This is a genomic window from Modestobacter sp. VKM Ac-2978 (assembly GCF_026968025.1).
Classification (GTDB): Bacteria; Actinomycetota; Actinomycetes; order Mycobacteriales; family Geodermatophilaceae; genus Modestobacter.
In genome coordinates, this window is the sequence record NZ_JAPVBP010000002.1 from 625,273 (window position 1) to 646,968 (window position 21,696).

Here is a 21,696-nt window from a genome sequence, read left to right on the forward strand (position 1 = left end):
CGTGCTGCCACCTCGTGGGGTGCCCGTTCGTACTGGTCCTTCGGTGCCCCCGGTGCGACTCGAACGCACACTGCGCGGGTTGTGACTCGCTGCAGTTCGTACTGGTCCTTCGGTGCCCCCGGTGCGACTCGAACGCACACTGCGCGGGTTTTGAATCCGCTCCCTCTGCCGATTGGGGTACGGGGGCCAGCTCAACCGGGTGACCAGCAGCGTATCGGGCGAGGTGTGACCCGCTGCGGCCGATAGGATCACCGGGTGACCAACGCACCGACCCGGGTCCTCATCGCTGAGGACGAGGCCCTCATCCGCCTCGACCTCAAGGAGATGCTGGAGGAGGAGGGCTACGTCGTCGTCGCTGAAGTCGGCGACGGCCAGGCTGCCGTCGAGCAGGCGAAGCTGCTGCGCCCCGACCTCGTCGTCCTCGACGTCCAGATGCCCGTCCTCGACGGCCTGGCCGCGGCCGAGCAGATCGCTGCTGCGCGCATCGCGCCGGTGATCGTGCTGACCGCGTTCAGCCAGCGGGAGCTCGTCGAGCGCGCCCGCGACGCCGGTGCGATGGCCTACCTGGTCAAGCCGTTCTCCAAGAACGACCTGGTGCCCGCGATCGAGGTGGCGGTGGGCCGCTTCCAGGAGATGCACGCGCTGGACGCCGAGGTGAGTGACCTCAAGGAGCGCCTGGAGGCCCGCAAGGTCGTCGAGCAGGCGAAGGGGCGGCTCATGTCCGAACGGGGCATGACCGAGGCCGAGGCGTTCCGCTGGATCCAGCGCACGGCGATGAACGAGCGCACCTCGATGAAGGCCCTGGCCCAGGTGATCCTGGAGACCGACGCCCAGCCGACCGGGGACAGCAGCCCGACCTCTCCCGCCGGCTCCTGACCGGCGGCGCCGGGGCACCCCGTCCCCGGCGCGTTGCGGCGGTGTGTCGCGCCCGCCGAGCGCGTGGCGACTGCGCAACGTGCAGGTCACGACCTCATCACGGTGCAGTCGAGGGTGGTCCGGCGCGTCCGACCGGCAGTTAGGTTCTCCGCACTGATCGGCTCCCCGACAGGCGATGAGGCCTGTCGGGGAGCGTGGAGAACACACCTCACTGGGAGTTCCTTGATGCGCACAGGCACGTTTGCCCGCGCGACCGCCCTCTCCGGTGCTGCCCTCCTCGCGCTGACCGCCTGTGGCGGCAGCGACGAGGGCGGCGGCACCACCGATGACGGCGCGAGCGGCGAGAAGCAGGTCAACGTCTACGGCACCGACGGCAACATGGGCAACGCCCTCGGTGAGGACTTCTCCGACGAGGGTGCGCTCGCCGGGATGCGCGGCACGACGCCGCTGACCGAGCTGTCCGGCGACTTCACGGACCGGCTGCTGGCGGTCGACCCGGACCTGCAGGACTACAACTACGCCGGTGAGACCTATGACGCCGTCATCCTGACCGCGCTCGCGGCCCAGGCCGCCGGCAGCAGCGACGCCACGGTGTTCGCGCCCTACCTCAACGGGCTCACCTTCGGTGGCGAGGCCTGCGACAGCTTCTCCGCCTGCGTGGAGATCATCAACGCCGGCGGCAACGTCGACTACGACGGCGTCAGCGGCCCGCTGAGCTTCGCCGAGGCAGGGGAGCCGGCCCAGGCCAGCTTCGGGATCCTGCAGTTCGGCGAGGACAACGCCCTCGACGACGCGGCGACCGACTTCGTCATCGCCGGCGACGAGGCCAACGCCGCCACCGACGAGGGCCCGGCCTACGCGCCGGCGGGCGCCACGGGTGACCCGCTGGTGATCGGCACCCTGCTGCCGCTGACCGGGAACCTGGCCTTCCTCGGCCCGCCCGAGGTCGCCGGCGCCCAGCTGGCGATCAACGAGGTCAACGAGGCCGGTGGCGTGCTCGGCCAGCCGGTGCAGCTCGTCGAGGGTGACTCCGGTGACGCCTCGACCGACACCGCGACCCAGACCGTCGACCGGCTGCTGCAGTCCAACGTCGACGCCATCGTCGGTGCCGCTTCGTCCGGCGTGAGCCTCACGGTCATCGACACCATCACCGGTGCCGGTGTCCTGCAGATCTCGCCGGCGAACACCTCCGACCAGTTCACCGAGTACGACGACAACGGGCTGTACTTCCGCACCGCACCCCCGGACACGCTGCAGGCCCGCGCGCTGGCCGACCTGATCGCCGAGGACGGCAACAACACCGTCGGCATCCTGGCGATCAACGACCCGTACGGCACCGGTCTGGCCGAGAACACCCGGGACAACCTGATCGCCGGCGGTCTGTCCGAGGACAGCATCAACTACGTCACCTACGACCCGCAGGCTGCGAACTTCGACTCCGAGGTGCAGCAGATGGTCGACTTCAACCCCGACGCCGTCGTCGTCATCGGGTTCGAGGAGTCCTCGCGGATCATCCAGGGCCTCAACGCCCAGGGCATCGGGCCCCAGCGCTGAGCTGAGGCCCCAGGCGCTGTGATCGTGCAGCGCTGATCGGTTCCACCATTCCAGGCTGCGGCCCGGCACCCCCCAGGTGCCGGGCCGCAGTGCTGTGTGCGGGCCGGTGGGGTGTGCCTCAACCGACGAGGAGCGCGGCCACACCGACAGCTGCGGTCGCCAGGCCCGCCCGTAGGGAGTCCACCCGGAGCAGCCGACGGTGCACGACGGCGTCCCAGCCGGCGTCCAGGCGGCGGTGCAGCGGGACGGCCCCCACGGCGGTCACCAGCAGGACGAGGGCGACGAGCGCGGCCGCGGCGAGGGCCAGGCCCAGGGGCGTGCCGTCCGGCCGGTCGACGACCAGCCAGCTGCTGGTCAGCAGCTGTGCGGCGAAGAGGGGGCCGACCACCCTGCTGGCCCGGCGCTGGTGCGCGCGCTCGTAGCCCGGGAAGGCTGCCGCGGGCACCTGGTCGAACTGCGGGTAGACCAGCACCCGGACGGTCCACTGGAAGCCGGCGTACGCGCTGACCGCGATCAGGTGGGCGAGGAGGAGCACCCGGTGAGTCTGCCCGGACCGGCTGCGCCGGGGACGACGACGGCCGGCCTCCCAGGGGAGACCGGCCGTCGTCGTGGTGTCACCGTCGCCGTGGCGTCACTGGGCCTTGGCGAGGGTCCCCAGGTAGAGCTCGATGACCTTCGGGTCGTTCATCAGCGACTTACCCGTGTCGGTGTAGGCGTTGCGGCCCTGGTCGAGCACGTAGCCACGGTGGCAGATCTGCAGGCACCGCCGGGCGTTCTGCTCGACCATGATGATCGAGACGCCGGTGGCGTTGATCCGCCGGCAGCGGATGAACACCTCGTCCTGCAGCACCGGGGAGAGGCCCGCGGAGGGCTCGTCCAGCAGCAGCACGGAGGGGTCCATCATGAGTGCGCGGCCCATGGCCACCATCTGTCGCTCGCCACCGGAGAGGGCGCCGGCCTTGCCCTTCCGCCGGTCACCGAGGAGCGGGAACAGGTCGGCGACGTAGTCGAAGCGCTCCTTGAACGACTTCGGACGCAGGTAGACGCCCATCTGCATGTTCTCCTCGATGGTGAGCGAGGGGAACACGTTGTTGTTCTGCGGTACGTAGCCGACGCCCAGGGAGACCAGCCGGTGGGCCGGGGCCGACGTGATGTCCTCCCCGCGGAGCGTCACCGCGCCGGACCGGACCGGGATCAGCCCGAACAACGCCTTGAGCAGCGTGGACTTGCCGGCGCCGTTGGGGCCGATGATCCCGACGAGCTCGCCGTCGGCGAGGTAGAAGTCGCAGCCGTTGAGGATGTTGACCCCGGGCACGTAGCCCGCCACCAGGTCGTCGGCGCGGACCAGTGCACCCTCGGCGAGCCGCAGGTGCTCCTCCCGGGTGGCTGCCTTCTCCGCGGGCGACATGGCCGCCGCGGTGGCGGGGCCCGGGTCCTCGGCGACCGGCCGGTCCTGCTCGGACTCCGGGACCGAGAACCTGCGGTCCTCCGGCGGACCTGGTACGTCGGCGGTGCTCATCGTCCTGTCCTCCTCTTGCGGCCCCGGTCGGAGCTGATGACGTCCTCGCGCCGGGCACGTTCGGCCGCCTGGTCCTCGGCGAGGAAGCGGTCCTCCTCCTCCTCGGACAGCGGGGCGTCGTGGTGCGCGCCGAGGTAGGCGTCGACGACGGCCTTGTTCTGGCTGATGGAGTCCGGTGCGCCCTCGGCGATGACCTTGCCGGCGGCCATGACGACGACCCAGTCGCTGATGTCCCGCACGACGTCCATGTCGTGCTCGACGAAGATGACCGTCATGCCCTCCTCGCGGAGGTCCTTGACGTGGCCGAGCAGGCTCTGGGTCAGCGCCGGGTTCACCCCGGCCATCGGCTCGTCGAGCATCACCACCTGCGGCTCGCTCATGAGCGCGCGGGCCATCTCCAGCAGCTTGCGCTGGCCGCCGGACAGGCTGCCGGCGAAGTCGTCCTTCTTGGCGTCGAGCTTGAACCGCCGGAGGAGGTCCATCGCCCGCTCGGTGTTGGCCTTCTCCTGCGCCTTCCAGGTGCCGGGCACCAGGGCACGGAGGAAGCTCTCCCCGCGCTGCCCCTGGGCGCCGAGCAGCATGTTCTGCAGCACGGTGAGCCGGGACAGCGCCTTGGTCAGCTGGAAGGTGCGGACGACGCCGAGCCGGGCGACCTGGTGCGGGCTGAGCTTGCCCAGGTCGCGGCCGTTGAACGACCAGGTGCCGGTGTTGGGCTGGTCGAACCCGGTGAGCAGGTTGAACAGCGTCGTCTTCCCGGCACCGTTGGGGCCGATCAGCCCGGTGATCCCGCCGCGCTGGATCTCCAGGTGGTCGACCGACACCGCGGTCAGGCCACCGAACGTGCGGGTGACGTGGTCGACGACGATCGCCGGGTCGGGCTTGGCGACGCCGACCTCCCAGGGGACGTCCCGGAGGGCTGCCTGGGCCACCCGCTGGGGCTGGGCGCGCGTGGCGCCGGCCGGGGCGGCGCCGCTGGCCGGGACCGTGGCCTCCTCGGACCGTGCGGCGTGCGCGCCGTGGGGAGCGGGGTCAGCGGGCATCGAGCATCACCTCTCGTCGGTCACCGAAGATGCCCTGGGGCCGGAACACCAACAACAGCATGAGCCCGACCCCGACCAGCACGTAGCGCAGCTGCGCGACGTCGGTGGAGGAGAGCAGCTCCGCGGGGATGATCCCGTTGGCGATCAGGGAGCGCAGCCCGGTGTCGGCGAACTGCAGGATGAACAGCAGCAGCATGGACCCGATGACAGGGCCGAGCACCCGTGCGGCGCCACCGAGGATCAGCGCCGCGTAGGCCAGGAACGTGTTGGCGTTCTGGTACTGGTCGGGGATGGCCGAACCGGTGCCGACGGCGTAGACCATGCCGCCGAAGGCGCCGAAGATCCCGCCCAGGACCAGGGCCTGCATCTTGTAGGCGTAGACGTTCTTGCCCAGGGAGCGGACGGCGTCCTCGTCCTCCCGGATGGCCTTGACCACGCGGCCCCACGGAGAGCGCATGAGCGCCCAGACCAGCAGCGAGCACAGTGCGACCAGGATCCACCCGATGGTGACGACCCAGAGCTCGCTGCCGCTCCAGGTGGTGCCGATCAGGTCGTACCGGCGGCCGGTGTCCCAGGGGGCCAGCGCGATGAAGTCGCGGTTGAACGCCGACAGGCCCCGGGTGCCACCGGTGACCGGGGTGGCGGAGACCGATCGGAAGACCAGCCTCAGCCCCTCGGCCGTGGCGATGGTGACGATCGCGAGGTAGTCGGCGCGCAGCCGCAGCGTGGGCAGGCCCAGCAGCAGGGCGAGCACGACGGCGGCGAGCACCCCGACGAGGACGCCGACCCAGAAGGGCAGCCCCCACTGGCTCACCGAGATGGCGATGCCGAAACCGCCGAGCATGGCGAAGGCGATCTGACCGAAGTTGAGCAGCCCCGTGTACCCGAAGTGCACGTTGATGCCGATGGCGAGCAGGGCGAAGAAGATCGCCTGGAACCCGAAGAACGCCTTGCCCGCGATCGCGAACGCGTTGAGGAGGTCGGCCATCGGTCAGCCGATCCTGGCGCGGCTGCCCAGGATGCCCTGGGGACGGACGACGAGGATGACGATCAAGAGGAGCAGCCCTCCGACGTACTTCATGTCATTCGGGATGACGAGGGTGGACATCTGCACGAAGACACCGACGATGAGGCTGCCGAGCAGGGCGCCGTAGGCGGTCCCGAGCCCACCGAGGGTGACCCCGGCGAACATCAGCAGCAGCAGTCGGAAGCCCATGTCCCACTGGACCTGGTCGGAGAGGCCGAGGAGCACCCCGCCGAGTGCGGCGAGCGCGCCGCCGAGCACCCACACGAACAGGACCACCCGGTTGACGTCGATCCCGGAGGACGCCGCCAGGTCCCGGTTGTCCGACACCGCCCGCATCGCCTTGCCGATCTTGGTGCGCTGCAGCATGAGCGCCACCAGCACCAGCACGACGACCGCGATGACGATCGAGGCGACGTCCCGGTCCTGCAGGGTGAACGGGCCGTAGCTCTTCGCCCGCTGGCCCTGGTAGTCGGCGTAGGGGTTGGAGAACCCGCCGTAGAAGATCTGGTAGCTGTAGCGCAGCGCCAGGGACAGGCCGATCGAGACGACCAGCGCCGCGATGAGCCCGGTGCCGCGGCGTCGCAGGGGCCGCCAGATGGCCAGCTCGTTGAGAGCGCCGACGACCCCGCCGACCACCATCGCCAGCAACGCGGCGGGGATCAGCGGCACCCCGCCCTGCACGTTGATGTACCAGGCCGCGACGGCGCCGATGGTGACCAGCTCGCCGTGCGCGAAGTTGGTCAGCCCGGTGGTGCCGTAGATCAGCGACAGGCCGACCGCTGCCATGGCGATCAGGAGCCCGAACCGCAGGCCGTCGACGAACAGCTGGACGGCGCGGATGGTGCCGCCCCCGTCGTTGCGACTGCCGTCGTTCAGGCCGATGTTGACCGGCTGGGCGCGCCCGGAGTCGACGGTGACGGTGCGGCTGGGCTCGCCGTTGACCTCCACGCCCTCCGGCAGGTCGTCGGCGTCGACGCTCACGACGTACTGGCCGGGACCCGGCAGGTCGACCTCCCAGCGGCCGTCCTCGCCGGTCTGGACCGTGTCCACGGTCTCGCCGTCCGGCGTGGCCACCTCGACGGTGACGCCCTCGATCGGGCCGCTCAGGCTGGTCTGCAGGGTGCCGCGCACCTGCTCGCCCGCCTCCACCGCGGAGGCGACGCCGGGCACCAGGGTGGCGAAGGCCATCCCGAAGGCGGCGACGAGCAGGGCAAGGACCAGCGGACGGCGGGCGCTGCGCCACCGGCGCGTGCTCCGCCGGGATGCTGACCGGTCCTCCCGGGTGGAGCTGCGTTCCCCGTACCTCGCGGCACGGTGGGGCGCGTGCGTCACTCGACCTCCCAGCCGTTGGATGTGAGGCGGGACAGTAACCCACCCCCGTTACGGGGATCGACCTGCTGGGACACACTGTGACCCTTCTGCGACACGCCGATGTGCTACTCGCCGGTAGTCCGGGGGCGACGTGTCGCCCGTGCGCGCGGCCCAGCGCCGGCTGGACCGGGGGCGGGGCAGGCCCGCTCCGGGTTCACCGCGCGGGGCGGATCAGGCAGGTGAGCCGTGCGCTGGCCGTCGGCCGGCCGGCCTCGTCGCTCACCGAGATCAGGAAGGTGGCCAGCGTGCGGCCACGCCGGACCGGCGTGCAGACCGCGGTGACCAGGCCGGAGGTGGCCGCCCGCAGGTAGCTGGCGTTCAGCTCGATGCCGACCACCGTGCCGCCCGGTCCGGCGTGCAGCATCGCCGCCCACGACCCGATGCTCTCGGCCAGAGCGCAGGTGGCTCCTCCGTGCAGCAGGCCGAAGGGCTGTTCGTTGCCGGCGACCGGCATGGTCGCCACCAGCCGGTCGGGGGTGTAGTCGGTGATCTGGATCCCGAGCTTGTCGTCCAGGGGTCCCTGGGTGTCGGACGGCAGCCAGTCCGGACGCGCGGTGGTCATCCGCGCACCGTAGCCACCGGGAGGTGCCTGGTCGGCTCGTGCACCGGTCCGGACCGTCGGTGGACGCCCCTAGGATCGTCGGCGATGTCCGCACCGGTGAGCACCCCAGCCAGCAGCACAGTGTCCGCCTCCGACCCGGCCCCCGTGGCCCGTCCGCGGCTGCTGCTGCTCGACGGCCACTCGTTGGCGTACCGGGCCTTCTTCGCCCTCCCGGTGGAGAACTTCTCGACCACCACCGGGCAGCCGACGAACGCCGTCTACGGCTTCACGTCGATGCTGATCAACGTGCTGCGCGACGAGCAGCCCAGCCACCTCGCGGTGGCCTTCGACGTGAGCCGGAAGACCTTCCGCAGCGAGATCTACGCCGAGTACAAGGCGAACCGCGCCGAGAGCCCGACCGACTTCCGCGGCCAGGTGAGCCTGGTGCAGGAGGTCCTCGGTGCGCTGCACGTGCCGGTGATCACCGCGGAGAACTACGAGGCCGACGACGTCATCGCCACCCTCACCGTGCAGGCGGTCGAGCAGGGCATGGACGTGCTGATCTGCACCGGCGACCGGGACGCACTGCAGCTGGTCAACGAGCACGTGACGGTGCTGTACCCGCGCAAGGGCGTGTCGGACCTGACCCGGTTCACGCCGGAGGAGGTGGAGGCCAAGTACGGCCTCACGCCCACCCAGTACCCCGACTTCGCCGCACTGCGGGGCGACCCGAGCGACAACCTGCCCAACATCCCGAGCGTGGGGGAGAAGACCGCCGCGAAGTGGGTGCGTGAGTACGGCTCGCTGGACGCACTGGTCGACCAGGTCGACACGGTCAAGGGCAAGGTCGGGGAGAAGCTGCGGGAGCACCTCTCCTCGGTGCTGCAGAACCGCCGGCTCACCGAGCTCGACCGCGCCGTGCCGCTCGAGGTCGGGCCGCAGGACCTGGCCGTCCAGCCCTGGGACCGAAACGAGGTGCACACCCTCTTCGACAACCTGCAGTTCCGGGTGCTGCGCGACCGGCTCTTCGCCACTCTCGCCACCCCGGAGCCGGAGGTCGACGGCGGTTTCGAGGTGACCGCCGACCGGCTGGCCCCGGGTGAGCTGGCCGGGTGGCTGGCCGCGCACGCGCGCACCGGGCACACCGGGGTCGTCTTCCGGGGCACCTGGGGCCGCGGTGTCGGCGAGCTCACCGGCCTCGCGCTGGCCGCCGCCGACGACCACGCCACCTTCGTCGACCTGGGTCCCGACCTCGACACCGCCGACGAGCAGGCACTGGCCGGCTGGCTGGCCGACCCGGCGACCCCCAAGGTCGTGCACGAGGTCAAGGGCCCGCTGCTGGCGATCTGGAGCCGTGGCTGGGACCTGCAGGGCATGGTCAGCGACACCGCGCTCGCGGCCTACCTGGTCAACCCCGGGCAGCGGTCGTTCGACCTCGGCGACCTGGCGGTGCGCTACCTGCGTCGCGAGCTCAAGGACGCCGCGGAGCCGGAGGGCCAGCTGACCCTCGACGGGCTCGGGCCCTCGGAGGAGGACGTCGCCGCGGCCGCCGCACACGCCGACGTCCTCAAGGCGGTGGCGGTCAACGACCTGTCCGACGCCCTGGAGCAGGTGCTCGGGCAGAAGGGCGGTGACCAGCTGCTCGGGGACATCGAGCTGCCGCTGACCCGGGTGCTCGCCGCCATGGAGCACCGGGGCATCGCCGCGGACCTGGACTCCCTGCGCGAACTGCAGCGCGAGTTCGCCGCCGCGGTCACCGAGGCGGCGGACGAGGCCTACGCGGTCATCGGCAAGGAGATCAACCTCGGCTCGCCCAAGCAGCTGCAGGCGGTCCTCTTCGACGAGCTCGGCCTGCCCAAGACGAAGAAGAACAAGACCGGCTACACCACCGACGCCGAGGCCCTGACCTCGCTGCTGGCCTCCACCGGTCACCCGTTCCTCGAGCACCTGCTGCGGCACCGGGACGTCACCCGGCTGCGCACCGTCATCGACGGGTTGATCCCGATGGTCGACGAGGTGGGGCGGGTGCACACCACCTACCAGCAGACGATCGCGGCGACCGGCCGGCTCTCCTCGACCGACCCGAACCTGCAGAACATCCCCATCCGCAGCGCCGAGGGGCGCCGGATCCGGCAGGCCTTCGTCGTCGGCGCCGGCTACGAGTCGCTGATGACCGCCGACTACAGCCAGATCGAGATGCGGATCATGGCCCACCTGTCCGAGGACGCCGGCCTGATCGAGGCGTTCACCTCCGGGGAGGACCTGCACTCCTTCGTCGCCTCGCGGGCGTTCGACATCCCGATCGAGCAGGTCGACCCGGAGATGCGCCGGCGGATCAAGGCGATGAGCTACGGCCTGGCCTACGGGTTGAGCGCCTACGGGCTGTCCCAGCAGCTGCGGATCACCCCGGAGGAGGCACGCGGGCAGATGCACGCCTACTTCGAGCGCTTCGGCGGCATCCGGGACTACCTCGACGGGGTCGTGGACGACGCCCGGCAGACCGGCTACACCGAGACGACCCTGGGCCGCCGCCGCTACCTGCCCGACCTGACCAGCGACAACCGGCAGCGCCGGGAGATGGCCGAGCGGATGGCGCTCAACGCCCCGATCCAGGGGTCGGCCGCCGACGTCATCAAGGTGGCGATGCTGAACGTGGAGCGGGCCATCGCGGCCGAGGGCCTGAGCTCACGGATGTTGCTGCAGGTCCATGACGAGCTCGTGCTCGAGGTGGCGCCGGGGGAGCGGGAGACCCTCGAGGCCCTGGTGCGCCGGGAGATGGCCGGCGCGGCGCAGCTGTCGGTGCCGCTGGAGGTCTCCGTCGGCTTCGGCACCAGCTGGGACGACGCCGCCCACTGACGGAGGACCCCACGTCTCGCAGGCTCGGTGCGGCCCCCCGCATCGGGGCCACGGGCGGGGCCGGTCAGCTGGTGGGGCGGCCCAGGGGGAAGGTGGCGACCTGGTGCCAGGAGCCCGGCTCCCGGGTGCCGGCGTAGAAGGCGGCGGTGTCGATGCGGGTCCGCAGCGGCATCGCCTCGCACAGCACCTTCTGGGCCTGCTCGAGGCCGGCCAGGTCGCCCTGGCGACGTTGCCCGATGCTCAGGTGCGGCACCGGCTCGCCGTGCGCCCCTCGGAACGGCGGGTGGTCGGGGTAGGCCTCGGCCACCCGCCGGGTCAGCCGGCGGAAGGGCTCCTCGGGCTCGGGGACCAGGTAGAGCATCTCCTCGCCGAACCACGCGGTCCTGGTGAACGTGCAGTCGAAGGCGGGCTCGGTGGCGAGGAGCTCGGCCAGACCGGTCAGCAGGGCGTCGTCCACCTGGCGGGGTGTGACGAAGGGGTAGATGACCGCCAGGTGCGCCGGGATCCCCCACGACGCGGAGACGTCGAACTGCTGGCGGTGTGCGTCGACCAGCGGCTCGGCGTCCGGGACGAGCAGCACCACGGCGCTCTCGGTCGCATCGCCCAGGACGGTATGTGCTGTCTGGTCCACCGCGCGGCTCCCTCGTTCCGGTCCGGTGCCCCGGGCGGACCCGGCGTCGCCGGACAGCCTTGCAGGTCCGGACGCCGTCCGGCAGGTCGGCGGCCGGTCCAGCCGCTCAGCCGGGCAGGTCGCAGACCAGGACGAGCGTCCCCGGCATCAGCGCGCCCCGTTCCGGGGACCACTGCCCCCAGGTCTCGGTGCGGCCGGGCGTCCACTCCGGCTCGATGAGGTCGCTGAGCACGAACTCGGCACCGACGACCGCCCGTACCCAGTCGCCGATCGTGCGGTGGTGCTCCACGTAGACGGTGGCCCCGGCCTCATCGGTCTCCACGTACGGCGCGCGGTCGAAGTAGGAGGAGACGACGCGCAGGTCGGCCGGGTCGGGGGAGTCCGGCATCGGCCACCGCATCGGGTGGTTCACCGAGGCGACCAGTCGCCCGCCCGGCCGCAGCACGCGGGCGACCTCGCGCAGCACCGCCGTGGCATCGGCGACGAACGGGAGACCGCCGAAGGCCGAGCAGGCCAGGTCCACGCTCGCGTCGGCGAGGGGGAGCGCCCCGGCGTCGGCCTGCAGCAGGGGGACGGGGATGCCGGTGGACCGGTTCAGCTCCGCCGCGCGGGCGAGCATGCCCCCGGAGACGTCCAGTGCCACCGGTGCGGCACCGGCCGTGCGCAGCCAGCGGGAGCAGGGAGCCGAGCCGCAGCCGATCTCCAGCACCCGTCGCCCGGCGACATCGCCGAGCAGGTGCGCGTCGGCCTCCCGCAGCCCCTCGGGGCACCAGAGGAAGTCGGCGTCGCCGAGATCGCTGCCGTGCTCGGCGAGGTAGGCCGGCGCGGCGGCGTCCCACCAGCCCCGGTTCGCCCTGGCGGACTCGGCCGGTCCGGCCGGCCGGCGCGTCACGCCTCCTGCTGCCGGGTAGCCGTCCTCGGCCAGCGGCAGGAGCGCAGCAGGGGGTCGTGCCGGGGTGCTGTCCATGACGCGCCGATGGTGACACGCCGTCCGGCCGGTGGCCCCGCCGGCCGGGCTCGCCCCCTGGTGGACCGGGCTCTCGCCAGGTCCGTACGATGGGGAGTACGCCAGAGGTCTGTGGTGTTGACCCTCCTGTACGGGGGTCGGCATGGCCGCCTCCCGTGAACCTCCCCGTGGTCCGCCTGGGCCGCGGGTGATCCTGTCCCTACGCATCCCCCGTCCGGAGCACTCGACCACATGACCTCCACCCAGGTCCGTCCCGACAGCACCCCCCAGATCGCGGTCAACGACATCGGCACCGCCGAGGACTTCCTCGCTGCGATCGACCAGACCATCAAGTACTTCAACGACGGCGACATCGTCGAAGGCGTGATCGTCAAGGTCGACCGGGACGAGGTGCTGCTGGACATCGGCTACAAGACCGAGGGCGTCATCCCCTCGCGTGAGCTGTCCATCAAGCACGACGTCGACCCGACCGAGGTCGTCAAGGTCGGCGACGAGGTGGAAGCCCTCGTCCTCCAGAAGGAGGACAAGGAAGGCCGGCTCATCCTGTCCAAGAAGCGGGCTCAGTACGAGCGCGCCTGGGGCACGATCGAGGCCAAGAAGGAAGCCGACGAGGTCGTCACCGGCACCGTCATCGAGGTCGTCAAGGGCGGCCTGATCCTCGACATCGGCCTGCGCGGCTTCCTCCCCGCCTCGCTCGTCGAGATGCGCCGTGTGCGCGACCTGCAGCCCTACGTGGGCCGCGAGCTCGAGGCCAAGATCATCGAGCTCGACAAGAACCGCAACAACGTCGTCCTCTCCCGTCGTCAGTGGCTGGAGCAGACCCAGTCCGAGGTCCGCAGCGAGTTCCTCAACAAGCTCGCCAAGGGCCAGGTCCGCACGGGCGTCGTCTCCTCGATCGTCAACTTCGGTGCGTTCGTCGACCTGGGCGGCGTCGACGGTCTGGTGCACGTCTCCGAGCTGTCCTGGAAGCACATCGACCACCCGTCCGAGGTCGTCGAGGTCGGCCAGGAGGTCACCGTCGAGGTCCTCGACGTCGACCTGGACCGTGAGCGGGTCTCCCTGTCGCTGAAGGCGACGCAGGAGGACCCGTGGCGTCAGTTCGCCCGCACGCACCAGATCGGTCAGGTCGTGCCGGGCAAGGTCACCAAGCTCGTCCCCTTCGGTGCGTTCGTGCGCGTCGACGAGGGCATCGAGGGCCTGGTGCACATCTCCGAGCTGGCCGAGCGTCACGTGGAGATCCCGGAGCAGGTCGTGCAGGTCGGCGACGAGATCCTGGTCAAGGTCATCGACATCGACCTCGACCGTCGGCGCATCTCGCTGTCCCTCAAGCAGGCCAACGAGGGCGTCGTCGGCGACGAGGAGCAGTTCGACCCGGCCGCTTACGGCATGTCGGCCTCGTACGACGAGCAGGGCAACTACGTCTACCCCGAGGGCTTCGACTCCGACACCGGCGAGTGGCTCGAGGGCTACGACGAGGCCCGCGAGACGTGGGAGCGGCAGTACGCCGAGGCCCAGGCCCGCTTCGAGGCGCACCGCAAGCAGATCGCGGCGGCCAAGGAGGCCGACGCCGAGGCTGCGGCCGGTGGCAGCTACTCCAGCGAGCCGGTCGACACGCCGGACGCCCCCTCCACCGGTGGCACCCTGGCCTCCGACGAGGCGCTGGCGGCCCTGCGGGCCAAGCTCGCCGGCGGCGAGTGACCCAGCAGCTCGTCTGAGCAGCACCTGACCGTGCGCCGTCCACCTCCGGGTGGGCGGCGCACGGTCGTCTCTGCACCCGGGTCGCCGCGAGAACCCGGCCGTCGTGGACCCCGGCCATCTCGAGCCCGCTGTCCTCAGCGCGGCCGTCTCCACCCCCGGACGGCGACGACCCCGCCGACCGTAGGGGTCGACGGGGTCGTCGGGTCCTGGGGCTCAGCCGTGAGCCGTCGGACCGTGGGTGCGTGCCGGCTCGTCCATGAGCCGTCGGCGGGCGGCAGCGGGGGTGCGGCGCCGGCGACCTCGCTCGAGCCCTCCTGCTGAGGTCCGGCGCGAGCTCGCGGGCGGTGGGGCCAGGAGGGCCCGCGTCAGAGGCTGAGGATGATCGCGAACGCGGTCCGCGGACGACCGCCGGCGTTGGCCAGGAAGTCCCAGGTGTGTCGACCGGAGCGGACGCTCGGCATCAGGGCGCGGAAGAACGCGGCCCCGCGGCGGCCCTGCGGCAGGCGCTCGCGCACGCCGGGGAGGTCGGAGCACCGCACGCCGGCGGGGTTGTCGATCCGGTGCCGACCACGGCGGGGAGTGCCAGCGGCCGACAGTGCGCCATCGAACGTGGAACGGGACATGGTCGGTTCTGCCTCTCTGCTGTGGCGGGGGAAGTCCACCGGGACGAAAGGTAGGTCCTGTGACTGGTGTGACTGGTGCGACGCGCCGAGGGCACCGGCGCCGTGACCTCGCCGAGACCTGCAGCGCCCCTTCCGGCCGCGCGCGGGTAGTCGACGGGACCTGCAGGACGGCCTGGGGCCTCTAAGGTCGGACCGTGCTGAAGATCGGGCTGACCGGGGGCATCGGTTCGGGCAAGAGCACCGTCGCGGCCCTGCTGGCCGAACGTGGTGCCGTCGTGGTGGACGCCGACCGTCTCGCCCGCGAGGTGGTGGAACCCGGTACGCCGGGGCTGACCGCGATCGCCGAGGAGTTCGGGCCCGGGGTGCTGACCGAGGACGGCGCCCTGGACCGGGCTGCGCTCGCCTCGGTCGTCTTCGCCGATCCCGCGGCCCGGGCCCGGCTGGACGCGATCGTCCACCCCCGGGTGCGCACGCGTGCCGCTGAGCTGGCTGCTGCGGCACCGCCGGGGTCGGTCGTCGTGCAGGACGTGCCCCTGCTGGTGGAGACCGGCCAGGCGGGCTCCTTCGACCTCGTGCTGGTCGTCGAGACCGAGCCGGAGACCCGGGTCGGCCGGCTGGTGGACCGGGGGCTGTCCGCCGCCGACGCGCGCGCCCGGATCGCCAGCCAGGCCACGGACGAGCAGCGGCGGGCGGTCGCCGACGTCGTGCTGCGCAACGACGGTCCCCCCGAGGAGCTGGCGGCGCAGGTGCAGCGCTTCTGGTCCGAGCGCGTGGAGCCCGCAACGCGCTGACGGCGGCGATGAGTTCCGCCGGCCGGTCCGGTCCTGGGTGCAGACCCCGGCGTGGGGTCCCCGCCGTGGAGAGGAACCGAGATGGCGCAGCAGAAGATCGTCCCGAACCTGTGGTTCGACAGCCAGGCCGAGGAGGCGGCGCACTACTACATCGACGTCTTCGGTGAGGGGCGGGTGCTCAGCGTGGCCCGCTACCCGGAGGGCGCACCCGGCCCGGCCGGGTCGGTGATGAGCGTGGAGTTCGAGCTGGCCGGCCAGCGCTTCGTCGGGATCAACGGTGGGCCGCATTTCCCCTTCACCGAGGCCGTCTCGTTCCAGATCGACTGCGCCGACCAGCCAGAGGTCGACCGGTACTGGGACCGGCTCGTCGGCGACGGGGGAGAGGAGGGCGAGTGCGGCTGGCTCAAGGACCGCTACGGGCTGTCCTGGCAGGTCGTCCCGGCCGGCATGGACGAGCTCTTCGCCGACCCGGACCCATCGCGGGCCCAGCGTGCGGTGCAGGCCATGCTCGGGATGCGCAAGCTGGACCTGGCCGCGCTGCGCGCCGCGGCTGACGGGGTGCCGGTCGGCTGAGTGGGGATCATCACAGTTCGCCCAGGCCGCCGATGGGTCTTCCGCTGAGACGACGAAGGCCCCAGGTCCGTGGACCTGGGGCCTTCGCGGCTGGTGGGCGATACTGGGATCGAACCAGTGACCTCTTCCGTGTCAGGGAAGCGCGCTACCGCTGCGCCAATCGCCCCTACCGGTCTGCCGACCGGCCTGCCTCCACACCCGCGCTCCGTGGAGGAGACGAGGTGGAGACGGGATTTGAACCCGTGTAGACGGCTTTGCAGGCCGTTGCCTCGCCTCTCGGCCACTCCACCGCACGCCAGGCGCCGGTCTCGCGACCAGCGCCCGGGGTTCCGAGCGGACGACGGGATTCGAACCCGCGACCCTCACCTTGGCAAGGTGATGCTCTACCACTGAGCCACGTCCGCGCTGCGGATCAAGTCCGCGTTACGTGGAGAACTCTAACCGACCCGATTCGGGGGTCCAAACCCGGGGGGTCCAGGGGGTGTCCGCAGGGGGCTCCCTGCAGGTCAGCGCCGCGTGGGGGTCAGTGCGAGGTCGGGTTGTCGGTGCCACCGCGCAGCAGCGCGGTGAGCTCCTCGTCGACCCGCAGCAGCTCGCTCTCCGTGCCGACCGGCACCAGGGCGTCGGTCTCGCGCAGGAAGTGGCCGACCGCGGCGCCCGACACCTCGAACAGCGCCTCGCCCGAGGGTGCCCGCAGCTGCAGGAAGAGCACGTCCAGCCCGTTGCGCGCCGGCCACAGCCGGACGTCCCCCTCGCCGACCGGCCCGATCAGGCCCGCACGGAGGAGGTCGCGGCTGAGCAGCCACTCCACGCCGCCGTCCTCGTCCGGTGTCGTGTCGTAGGCGTCGTCGTCGGCGCCGGCCGCCTGTACGGCCGTCTCGAACGCGGACCCGCCGTCGTGGGCACGGTCGTCCTCGCCGTCGTCGCCGAACCGGACGCGCACGGCGAACGGGTCGCTGGAGTCGTAGACCAGGGCGGCCGGGACCGCCGTCCAGGACTGGGGGCCGATGAGGTGGAACGTCGTCCGCGCGGTGCAGCCGGACATCGAGTGGCGAGCCATGCCTCCTTAACGACCCAGAACTGCCCTCGGTCACGCATGGTCTCGGCGTGTCGCGCCACACGAGTCACATGCGTCCCAGGAGTCGCCAGGCGGCACGGCTCGCCGCGGTCGCAGTGTCCGTGATCACGGGTCGAACCGATCAGGGCCGACGAGCCGAACGCCGCGTGTGACCATGGGCCTCGTGAGCCGACCAGTGCGCAGTCCCGAGGACGGCGCCGCCGACCTCGAGCTGGTCCGCCGGATGGCGGCCGGTGACCGCACGGCGGTCGATGACCTGTACCTGCGCTTCCGGCGCCCGGCGTTCGCCCTGGCCCGCCGGGTGCTGGCCGACGACACGCTGGCCGAGGACGTGCTCCAGGACGTCTTCCTCGGCATCTGGCGCAACCCGGGCGCCTTCGACGGCAGCCGGGGCAGCGTCGCCTCCTGGGTGCTGACGATGGTCCACCACAAGGCGGTGGACGCCGTCCGGCGCGAGGAGTCGCAGCGCCGCCGCACCGCGCGGGCCGAGGAGGACATGGCGCTCGCGGCACCGACCGAGAACCACGACGTCGAGGACCAGGCCTGGGAGCGGGTGGAGGCCGGCCGCGTGCGGACGGCGCTGCGCTCCCTGCCCGATCCGCAACGGGAGGCGCTGACCTTGGCCTACTACGGCGGGTACACCCAGCGAGAGGTGGCCGCCCTGACCGGCACCCCCCTGGGGACCGTCAAGACGCGGATGCTCGCCGGCATGCGCCGGCTCAAGGACACACTGGGCACCGGGCTGCCCGGGGTCACCCCGGCCGACGGAGCCCCGCGATGACCGCGCCCATGGGCAACCGGGACGACGAGCACCGCAGCTGGGAGGAGCTCGCCGTCGGCTGGGCGCTGCACGCGCTCGAGCCCGAGGACGAGGACCTCTTCGCCGCGCACCTCGCCGGCTGCGACCGCTGTGCCGACACGGTCGCCGAGACGGCCGAGGTGATGGCGGCGATGTCCAGCGACCTGCCACCGGCCGAGCCGTCGGACGCACTGCGGGACCGGCTGCGCGCAGCGGTCGAGGAGACCGAGCAGCTCCCGCAGACGGCCCCACCCGCGCGCCGCCGTGAGCAGCCACCGGCTGCGCCGGCCCGCCCCGTGGGCCCGGCTGCCCCGTGGGGGGCCGGCACGGGCAGCACCTCCGCGCGAGACCTCCAGTTGCCACTCCCCACCCGGGTCGCCGACCCTCGCCCGGCCTGGCGGCGGGTGCTCCCGACCGCGTTGGTCGCGGCTGCGGTGGCGGCGGTGCTGGCGCTGGGTGCCTGGAACGTCGCCCTCACCAGCGCCCGCGACGAGGCCGTGGCCGCGGCGGCCGAGCAGGCCCGGATGCTGGACACGCTGCTGGAGCCGGGGCAGGCCACCATCGCCCCGCTGACCGAGGTGGACGAGGAGGGCGGGGAGGACGTCGCGACCGTCGTCGCCCGGGACGGTCGACTGCAGGTGCTGGCCGACGGCCTGCCGGTCAACGACCCCGGCGACCGCACCTACGTCGTCTGGGGGTTGCCGAACGGTTCCCCCGTGGCCATCGGGACGTTCGACGTGGTGACTTCTGAGATGGACCTGCGGACCGTAGGCTCGTCGGAGACCGGTCTGGACGAGTACCCCGCGTACGCCATCAGCATCGAGCCCGGTCGGCAGGCTCCGTCGGAACCGACGGACATCGTCGCGACCGGGCAGGTGACCAGCTGAGCGGACAGGACACGATGGCAGCGCGGGGTGAGCACGTGCCGGTCCCGCCGGAGCCGGACGTGCCGGAGACCGCCGAGGAACGCCGCGCCCGGTACGACGCCGACGACGTGCACAGCCTGCGCGAGCGGGTCGCCGAGGTGCGCTGGCGGCGCTGGATCGCCACCCGGCGCAGCCTGGACGCGCCCTACCGGTGCGGGGTCGGGCTGGTGGGTGGCCTGGTCGTGGCCTTCGGCATCGTCACGATCCCGCTGCCGGGGCCCGGGTGGCTGACCGTGATCGCCGGGTTGTTCCTGCTCGCCACCGAGTTCACCTGGGCCGAACGGGTGCTGGACTTCACCCGGCGGCACGTCGCCCGGTGGACGGCCTGGCTGAACCGCCAGCCGCTGGTGGTGCGCCTGGCCGTCGCGGCCCTGACCGCGGCTTTCGTCTGCGCTGTGCTCCTCGTGACGCTGCACGTGATGGGCGTGCCGGACTGGGTGCCGGGGTGGGTGCCGCTCTGGCGGTGAGCATCTGGCAAGATGTTCGACGCACCCGGGCGATTGGCTCAGCGGTAGAGCGCTTCGTTCACACCGAAGAGGTCACTGGTTCGATCCCAGTATCGCCCACCGGATGCAGGGCCAGGTGAACCCGGAGACGGGGGAGCCTGGCCCTTCGTCGTCCCGGGGGCACGGATCCGGCGATCGGCGCACCATGGACGCGATGGCACTGGACCGGGCGGCCCGACTGCTGGTCGCCGTCGAGCGGGACGGGCCCACCTGCGTCTGGTGCGGCCGGACCTTCGGCGCGCAGGTGGTGCCGACCACCGAGCACGTGGTGCCGCGGGTCAAGGGCGGGCCGTCCTGGCTGGAGAACGAGGTGGCCGCCTGCCGCCGCTGCAACTCCGAACGGGGGCACACCGCGCCGGTCCCGTGGCTGGAGGAGTGCCAGCGGCGCGGCTGGCTCCCCGACGAGGAACGCCTGGAACGGGTGCTGACCGCCCTGGACGGCGCCATCACCGATCGCGGCGGCCAGCGGCGGGCCCGGCCCTACCTGGAGGCCCAGTTGCGCCGGCTGCGGCGCCGGGGGAGCCCGTCGGCCGACCGGTCCCGGCCCGCGTAGCGTCCCGGTGGTGAGCGACACGGTGGGGCAGGTCGGTCAGATCTCGGTGTACCCGGTGAAGTCCCTGGCCGGGCAGGTGGTCCCCGCCGTGGACGTCCAGGACGCCGGCCTGCGCGGTGACCGGGCGTGGTCGGTGGTCGAGGCCGACACCGGCGAGCGGGTCACCGTGAAGACCACCCCCCGGCTGCGCGAGGTCGTCCCGACCGGGGACACCGAGGCCGACGGCCGCACCCTGACCGAGGTGCTCGGCCGGCCGGTCCGCCTGGCCGCCTCGACCGGGGGCCCGCAGGTCGACGCCGCCGCCGTCCACCTGGTGTCCCGCGGGGCGATCGACCGGGCCGCGGACGGCGACGTCCCCGAGGGCTGCTCGGCCGACGACCCGCGCGCCAACCTGCTGCTCCACCTGGCCGGCGGTGCCGACGAGCGGTCCTGGGTCGGCCGGCGGCTGCGGATCGGGACCGCGGAGCTCGACGTGGTCCGCACCCCCAAGCACTGCCTCGGCGTGTACGCCGAGGTCCGCACCCCGGGCACGGTCGCCGAGGGCGACGAGGTCCACCTGCTCGACTGAGGTGTCCGGATCGGCCTCGGTGCCGGCGGTCGCTAGCCTCGCGACCGTGACCAGGAGAGCTGCGCCGGCCCTGCTCGCGGCGCTGCTCGTGGTCCTGCTGGCCGGCTGCGGCACCGACGAGCCGACCCGTACCCCGGTCGCCGAGCCCGGCACCCCGGCGCCGTCGTCGGCAGCGACGTCCGAGGCTCCACCGGCCCCCGACTCGTTCACCCTGGTCGCCACCGGTGACGTGCTGGTGCACCAGGGCCGCGCGCTCACCTCGGGTGCCCGGCAGCCCGACGGCAGCTGGGACTTCTCGGCGGTCTTCGCCCCCATCGCCCCGGTGCTGCAGGCCGCCGACCTGGCGATCTGCCACCTGGAGACGCCGGTCGCCCCGGTGGGTGGGCCCTACTCGGGCTACCCGTCCTTCGCCGCCCAGCCCGAGATCGTCGACGCCCTCGCCGACGCCGGGTACGACCTGTGCTCCACCGCCTCCAACCACTCGCTGGACGACGGCTTCGACGGGCTGGTCCGCACCCTGGACGCCCTGGACGCCGCCGGGATCGCGCACACCGGCACCTACCGCAGCGCAGCGGAGAGCGAACAGCCGGTGGTCGTCGACGTCGGGGGAGTGCGCGTCGGGCACGTGGCCACGACGTTCTCGCTCAACGGGGTCCCGCTCCCGTCCGACGCACCCTTCGCCGTGGACACCTTCGCGGTCCCCGACGTCAGCGCCGTGCTGGCCGATGCGGCCGCTGCCCGGGCCGCCGGCGCGGAGGTGGTGGTGGCCAGCGTGCACTGCTGCGCCGAGTACGACCACGAGCCGACGGCGGCGCAGGAGCAGGCGGTGCGCACGCTGCTCGCCTCCCCGGACGTCGACCTGGTCCTCGGCCACCACGCCCACGTCGTCCAGCCGTTCGAGCAGGTCGACGGGGAGTGGGCGGCCTACGGCCTGGGCAACCACCTCGCCGAGCACGCCACCCGCGGGTACGACACCGAGGACTCGGTGATCGCCCGGTTCACCTTCACCCGGGGCGAGGACGGCCGGTTCGCCGTGTCGGAGGCCGAGGCGGTGCCGGTCCGGATCGAGGTCGGGGACGACGCCGTCCGGCTGGTGCCCGCCGACCCGGAGAGCGCCGCGCGGATCGGTGCGGTGCTCGATGCGCGGGGCGCGGTCGCCGCGGGGCTCGCGATCGTCCCCGGCTGACCCGGGGCGTCGT

General features: G+C 72.3%; 22 protein-coding genes and 5 tRNA genes. 13 read left to right on the forward strand and 14 right to left on the reverse strand.

Translation table 11 applies throughout. The features are described 5' to 3' along the window. Window positions 1–113: 113 nt before the first annotated feature. Window positions 114–187, reverse strand: a tRNA-Leu gene (locus tag O2W53_RS06775). A 68-nt stretch (window positions 188–255) separates the two neighbouring features. On the opposite strand from O2W53_RS06775, the gene O2W53_RS06780 reads away from it, so the two are divergent. Continuing rightward, window positions 256–876, forward strand: coding sequence for an ANTAR domain-containing response regulator (locus O2W53_RS06780; RefSeq protein ID WP_269162240.1), 621 nt, complete (start codon window positions 256–258; stop codon window positions 874–876). Between the two features lie 225 nt (window positions 877–1,101). Then, the gene (locus O2W53_RS06785) at window positions 1,102–2,430 is read left to right on the forward strand and encodes an ABC transporter substrate-binding protein (RefSeq protein WP_269162241.1); all 1,329 of its coding nucleotides are present in this window, start codon (window positions 1,102–1,104) and stop codon (window positions 2,428–2,430) included. A 118-nt stretch (window positions 2,431–2,548) separates the two neighbouring features. On the opposite strand, the gene O2W53_RS06790 is transcribed toward O2W53_RS06785, so the two are convergent. The 6 genes from O2W53_RS06790 to O2W53_RS06815 form a co-directional block, all read right to left on the reverse strand. Then, entirely contained in the window at window positions 2,549–2,965 is a 417-nt protein-coding gene (locus O2W53_RS06790) for a DUF1772 domain-containing protein (RefSeq protein WP_269162242.1), read from the reverse strand. 96 nt (window positions 2,966–3,061) lie between these two features. Beyond that, window positions 3,062–3,949 carry an ABC transporter ATP-binding protein gene (locus O2W53_RS06795; protein WP_269162243.1) on the reverse strand — a complete coding sequence of 296 codons (888 nt, stop codon included), beginning with the start codon at window positions 3,947–3,949 and terminating at the stop codon, window positions 3,062–3,064. Beyond that, window positions 3,946–4,989, reverse strand: a complete 1,044-nt coding sequence (locus tag O2W53_RS06800) for an ABC transporter ATP-binding protein (protein ID WP_269162244.1) — start codon at window positions 4,987–4,989, stop codon at window positions 3,946–3,948. Before O2W53_RS06800 ends, O2W53_RS06795 begins: the two co-directional genes overlap by 4 nt. Further along, the gene (locus O2W53_RS06805; protein WP_269162245.1) at window positions 4,979–5,977 is read right to left on the reverse strand and encodes a branched-chain amino acid ABC transporter permease; all 999 of its coding nucleotides are present in this window, start codon (window positions 5,975–5,977) and stop codon (window positions 4,979–4,981) included. Before O2W53_RS06805 ends, O2W53_RS06800 begins: the two co-directional genes overlap by 11 nt. Window positions 5,978–5,980: 3 nt before the next feature. Then, window positions 5,981–7,348 (reverse strand): branched-chain amino acid ABC transporter permease, encoded by a 1,368-nt coding sequence (locus tag O2W53_RS06810; RefSeq protein WP_269162246.1) that lies wholly within the window; start codon window positions 7,346–7,348, stop codon window positions 5,981–5,983. A gap of 193 nt (window positions 7,349–7,541) precedes the next feature. Then, entirely contained in the window at window positions 7,542–7,949 is a 408-nt protein-coding gene (locus O2W53_RS06815) for a PaaI family thioesterase (protein WP_036340824.1), read from the reverse strand. Window positions 7,950–8,033: 84 nt separating this feature from the next. Here O2W53_RS06815 and polA point away from each other — a divergent pair, with 84 nt between their 5' ends. Beyond that, the gene (gene polA / locus O2W53_RS06820; protein ID WP_269162247.1) at window positions 8,034–10,784 is read left to right on the forward strand and encodes a DNA polymerase I; all 2,751 of its coding nucleotides are present in this window, start codon (window positions 8,034–8,036) and stop codon (window positions 10,782–10,784) included. A gap of 64 nt (window positions 10,785–10,848) precedes the next feature. Here polA and O2W53_RS06825 read toward each other — a convergent pair whose 3' ends face one another. Next, complete coding sequence (locus tag O2W53_RS06825) at window positions 10,849–11,415, reverse strand: 2'-5' RNA ligase family protein (protein ID WP_269162248.1); 567 nt, start codon at window positions 11,413–11,415, stop codon at window positions 10,849–10,851. A gap of 106 nt (window positions 11,416–11,521) precedes the next feature. Continuing rightward, on the reverse strand, window positions 11,522–12,382 hold the full coding sequence (locus O2W53_RS06830) for a class I SAM-dependent methyltransferase (RefSeq protein ID WP_269162249.1): 861 nt from the start codon (window positions 12,380–12,382) through the stop codon (window positions 11,522–11,524). 231 nt (window positions 12,383–12,613) lie between these two features. Between O2W53_RS06830 and rpsA the strand changes: the two genes are divergently transcribed. Next, window positions 12,614–14,080: a 30S ribosomal protein S1 gene (gene rpsA / locus O2W53_RS06835; RefSeq protein ID WP_269162250.1), complete on the forward strand. Its 1,467-nt coding sequence runs from the start codon at window positions 12,614–12,616 to the stop codon at window positions 14,078–14,080. Window positions 14,081–14,445: 365 nt separating this feature from the next. On the opposite strand, the gene O2W53_RS06840 is transcribed toward rpsA, so the two are convergent. Next, a complete protein-coding gene (locus tag O2W53_RS06840; RefSeq protein WP_269162251.1) occupies window positions 14,446–14,703 on the reverse strand; it encodes a hypothetical protein in 258 nt (85 codons plus the stop codon). A gap of 194 nt (window positions 14,704–14,897) precedes the next feature. On the opposite strand from O2W53_RS06840, the gene coaE reads away from it, so the two are divergent. Then, on the forward strand, window positions 14,898–15,494 hold the full coding sequence (gene coaE, locus O2W53_RS06845; protein WP_269162252.1) for a dephospho-CoA kinase: 597 nt from the start codon (window positions 14,898–14,900) through the stop codon (window positions 15,492–15,494). A gap of 81 nt (window positions 15,495–15,575) precedes the next feature. Beyond that, window positions 15,576–16,067: a VOC family protein gene (locus tag O2W53_RS06850; RefSeq protein WP_269162253.1), complete on the forward strand. Its 492-nt coding sequence runs from the start codon at window positions 15,576–15,578 to the stop codon at window positions 16,065–16,067. A 91-nt stretch (window positions 16,068–16,158) separates the two neighbouring features. Here O2W53_RS06850 and O2W53_RS06855 read toward each other — a convergent pair. From O2W53_RS06855 to O2W53_RS06870, 4 genes are all read right to left on the reverse strand, one after another. Continuing rightward, a tRNA-Val gene (locus tag O2W53_RS06855) sits at window positions 16,159–16,233 on the reverse strand. Between the two features lie 53 nt (window positions 16,234–16,286). Continuing rightward, a tRNA-Cys gene (locus O2W53_RS06860) sits at window positions 16,287–16,357 on the reverse strand. 42 nt (window positions 16,358–16,399) lie between these two features. Continuing rightward, a tRNA-Gly gene (locus O2W53_RS06865) sits at window positions 16,400–16,471 on the reverse strand. A gap of 119 nt (window positions 16,472–16,590) precedes the next feature. Further along, window positions 16,591–17,127, reverse strand: coding sequence for an SsgA family sporulation/cell division regulator (locus O2W53_RS06870; protein ID WP_269162254.1), 537 nt, complete (start codon window positions 17,125–17,127; stop codon window positions 16,591–16,593). A 172-nt stretch (window positions 17,128–17,299) separates the two neighbouring features. On the opposite strand from O2W53_RS06870, the gene O2W53_RS06875 reads away from it, so the two are divergent. The 7 genes from O2W53_RS06875 to O2W53_RS06905 all read left to right on the forward strand — a co-directional run bounded on the left by O2W53_RS06875 (window position 17,300) and on the right by O2W53_RS06905 (window position 21,683). Next, window positions 17,300–17,926 carry a sigma-70 family RNA polymerase sigma factor gene (locus O2W53_RS06875; RefSeq protein ID WP_269162255.1) on the forward strand — a complete coding sequence of 209 codons (627 nt, stop codon included), beginning with the start codon at window positions 17,300–17,302 and terminating at the stop codon, window positions 17,924–17,926. Then, window positions 17,923–18,831 (forward strand): anti-sigma factor domain-containing protein, encoded by a 909-nt coding sequence (locus O2W53_RS06880; RefSeq protein ID WP_269162256.1) that lies wholly within the window; start codon window positions 17,923–17,925, stop codon window positions 18,829–18,831. Before O2W53_RS06875 ends, O2W53_RS06880 begins: the two co-directional genes overlap by 4 nt. 35 nt (window positions 18,832–18,866) lie before the next feature. Next, window positions 18,867–19,337 (forward strand): TIGR02611 family protein, encoded by a 471-nt coding sequence (locus tag O2W53_RS06885; protein WP_269162257.1) that lies wholly within the window; start codon window positions 18,867–18,869, stop codon window positions 19,335–19,337. Window positions 19,338–19,364: 27 nt separating this feature from the next. After that, window positions 19,365–19,436, forward strand: a tRNA-Val gene (locus O2W53_RS06890). Between the two features lie 94 nt (window positions 19,437–19,530). Beyond that, window positions 19,531–19,929, forward strand: coding sequence for an HNH endonuclease (locus tag O2W53_RS06895; RefSeq protein ID WP_269162258.1), 399 nt, complete (start codon window positions 19,531–19,533; stop codon window positions 19,927–19,929). A gap of 10 nt (window positions 19,930–19,939) precedes the next feature. Then, window positions 19,940–20,497 carry an MOSC N-terminal beta barrel domain-containing protein gene (locus tag O2W53_RS06900; RefSeq protein ID WP_269162259.1) on the forward strand — a complete coding sequence of 186 codons (558 nt, stop codon included), beginning with the start codon at window positions 19,940–19,942 and terminating at the stop codon, window positions 20,495–20,497. Between the two features lie 46 nt (window positions 20,498–20,543). Then, window positions 20,544–21,683, forward strand: a complete 1,140-nt coding sequence (locus O2W53_RS06905) for a CapA family protein (RefSeq protein WP_269162260.1) — start codon at window positions 20,544–20,546, stop codon at window positions 21,681–21,683. Window positions 21,684–21,696 lie beyond the last annotated feature (13 nt).

What these genes read in the sequence shown, in the direction of transcription:
- O2W53_RS06785 (WP_269162241.1), top strand. Translation starts at nt 1,102, where the DNA reads ATGCGCACAGGCACGTTTGCCCGCGCGACCGCCCTCTCCGGTGCTGCC.
- O2W53_RS06840 (WP_269162251.1), bottom strand. Translation starts at nt 14,703, where the DNA reads ATGTCCCGTTCCACGTTCGATGGCGCACTGTCGGCCGCTGGCACTCCC.
- O2W53_RS06850 (WP_269162253.1), top strand. Translation starts at nt 15,576, where the DNA reads ATGGCGCAGCAGAAGATCGTCCCGAACCTGTGGTTCGACAGCCAGGCC.
- O2W53_RS06870 (WP_269162254.1), bottom strand. Translation starts at nt 17,127, where the DNA reads ATGGCTCGCCACTCGATGTCCGGCTGCACCGCGCGGACGACGTTCCAC.
- O2W53_RS06880 (WP_269162256.1), top strand. Translation starts at nt 17,923, where the DNA reads ATGACCGCGCCCATGGGCAACCGGGACGACGAGCACCGCAGCTGGGAG.
- O2W53_RS06830 (WP_269162249.1), bottom strand. Translation starts at nt 12,382, where the DNA reads ATGGACAGCACCCCGGCACGACCCCCTGCTGCGCTCCTGCCGCTGGCC.
- O2W53_RS06805 (WP_269162245.1), bottom strand. Translation starts at nt 5,977, where the DNA reads ATGGCCGACCTCCTCAACGCGTTCGCGATCGCGGGCAAGGCGTTCTTC.
- O2W53_RS06895 (WP_269162258.1), top strand. Translation starts at nt 19,531, where the DNA reads ATGGCACTGGACCGGGCGGCCCGACTGCTGGTCGCCGTCGAGCGGGAC.
- O2W53_RS06875 (WP_269162255.1), top strand. Translation starts at nt 17,300, where the DNA reads ATGGGCCTCGTGAGCCGACCAGTGCGCAGTCCCGAGGACGGCGCCGCC.
- polA (WP_269162247.1), top strand. Translation starts at nt 8,034, where the DNA reads ATGTCCGCACCGGTGAGCACCCCAGCCAGCAGCACAGTGTCCGCCTCC.
- O2W53_RS06815 (WP_036340824.1), bottom strand. Translation starts at nt 7,949, where the DNA reads ATGACCACCGCGCGTCCGGACTGGCTGCCGTCCGACACCCAGGGACCC.
- rpsA (WP_269162250.1), top strand. Translation starts at nt 12,614, where the DNA reads ATGACCTCCACCCAGGTCCGTCCCGACAGCACCCCCCAGATCGCGGTC.
- O2W53_RS06800 (WP_269162244.1), bottom strand. Translation starts at nt 4,989, where the DNA reads ATGCCCGCTGACCCCGCTCCCCACGGCGCGCACGCCGCACGGTCCGAG.
- O2W53_RS06795 (WP_269162243.1), bottom strand. Translation starts at nt 3,949, where the DNA reads ATGAGCACCGCCGACGTACCAGGTCCGCCGGAGGACCGCAGGTTCTCG.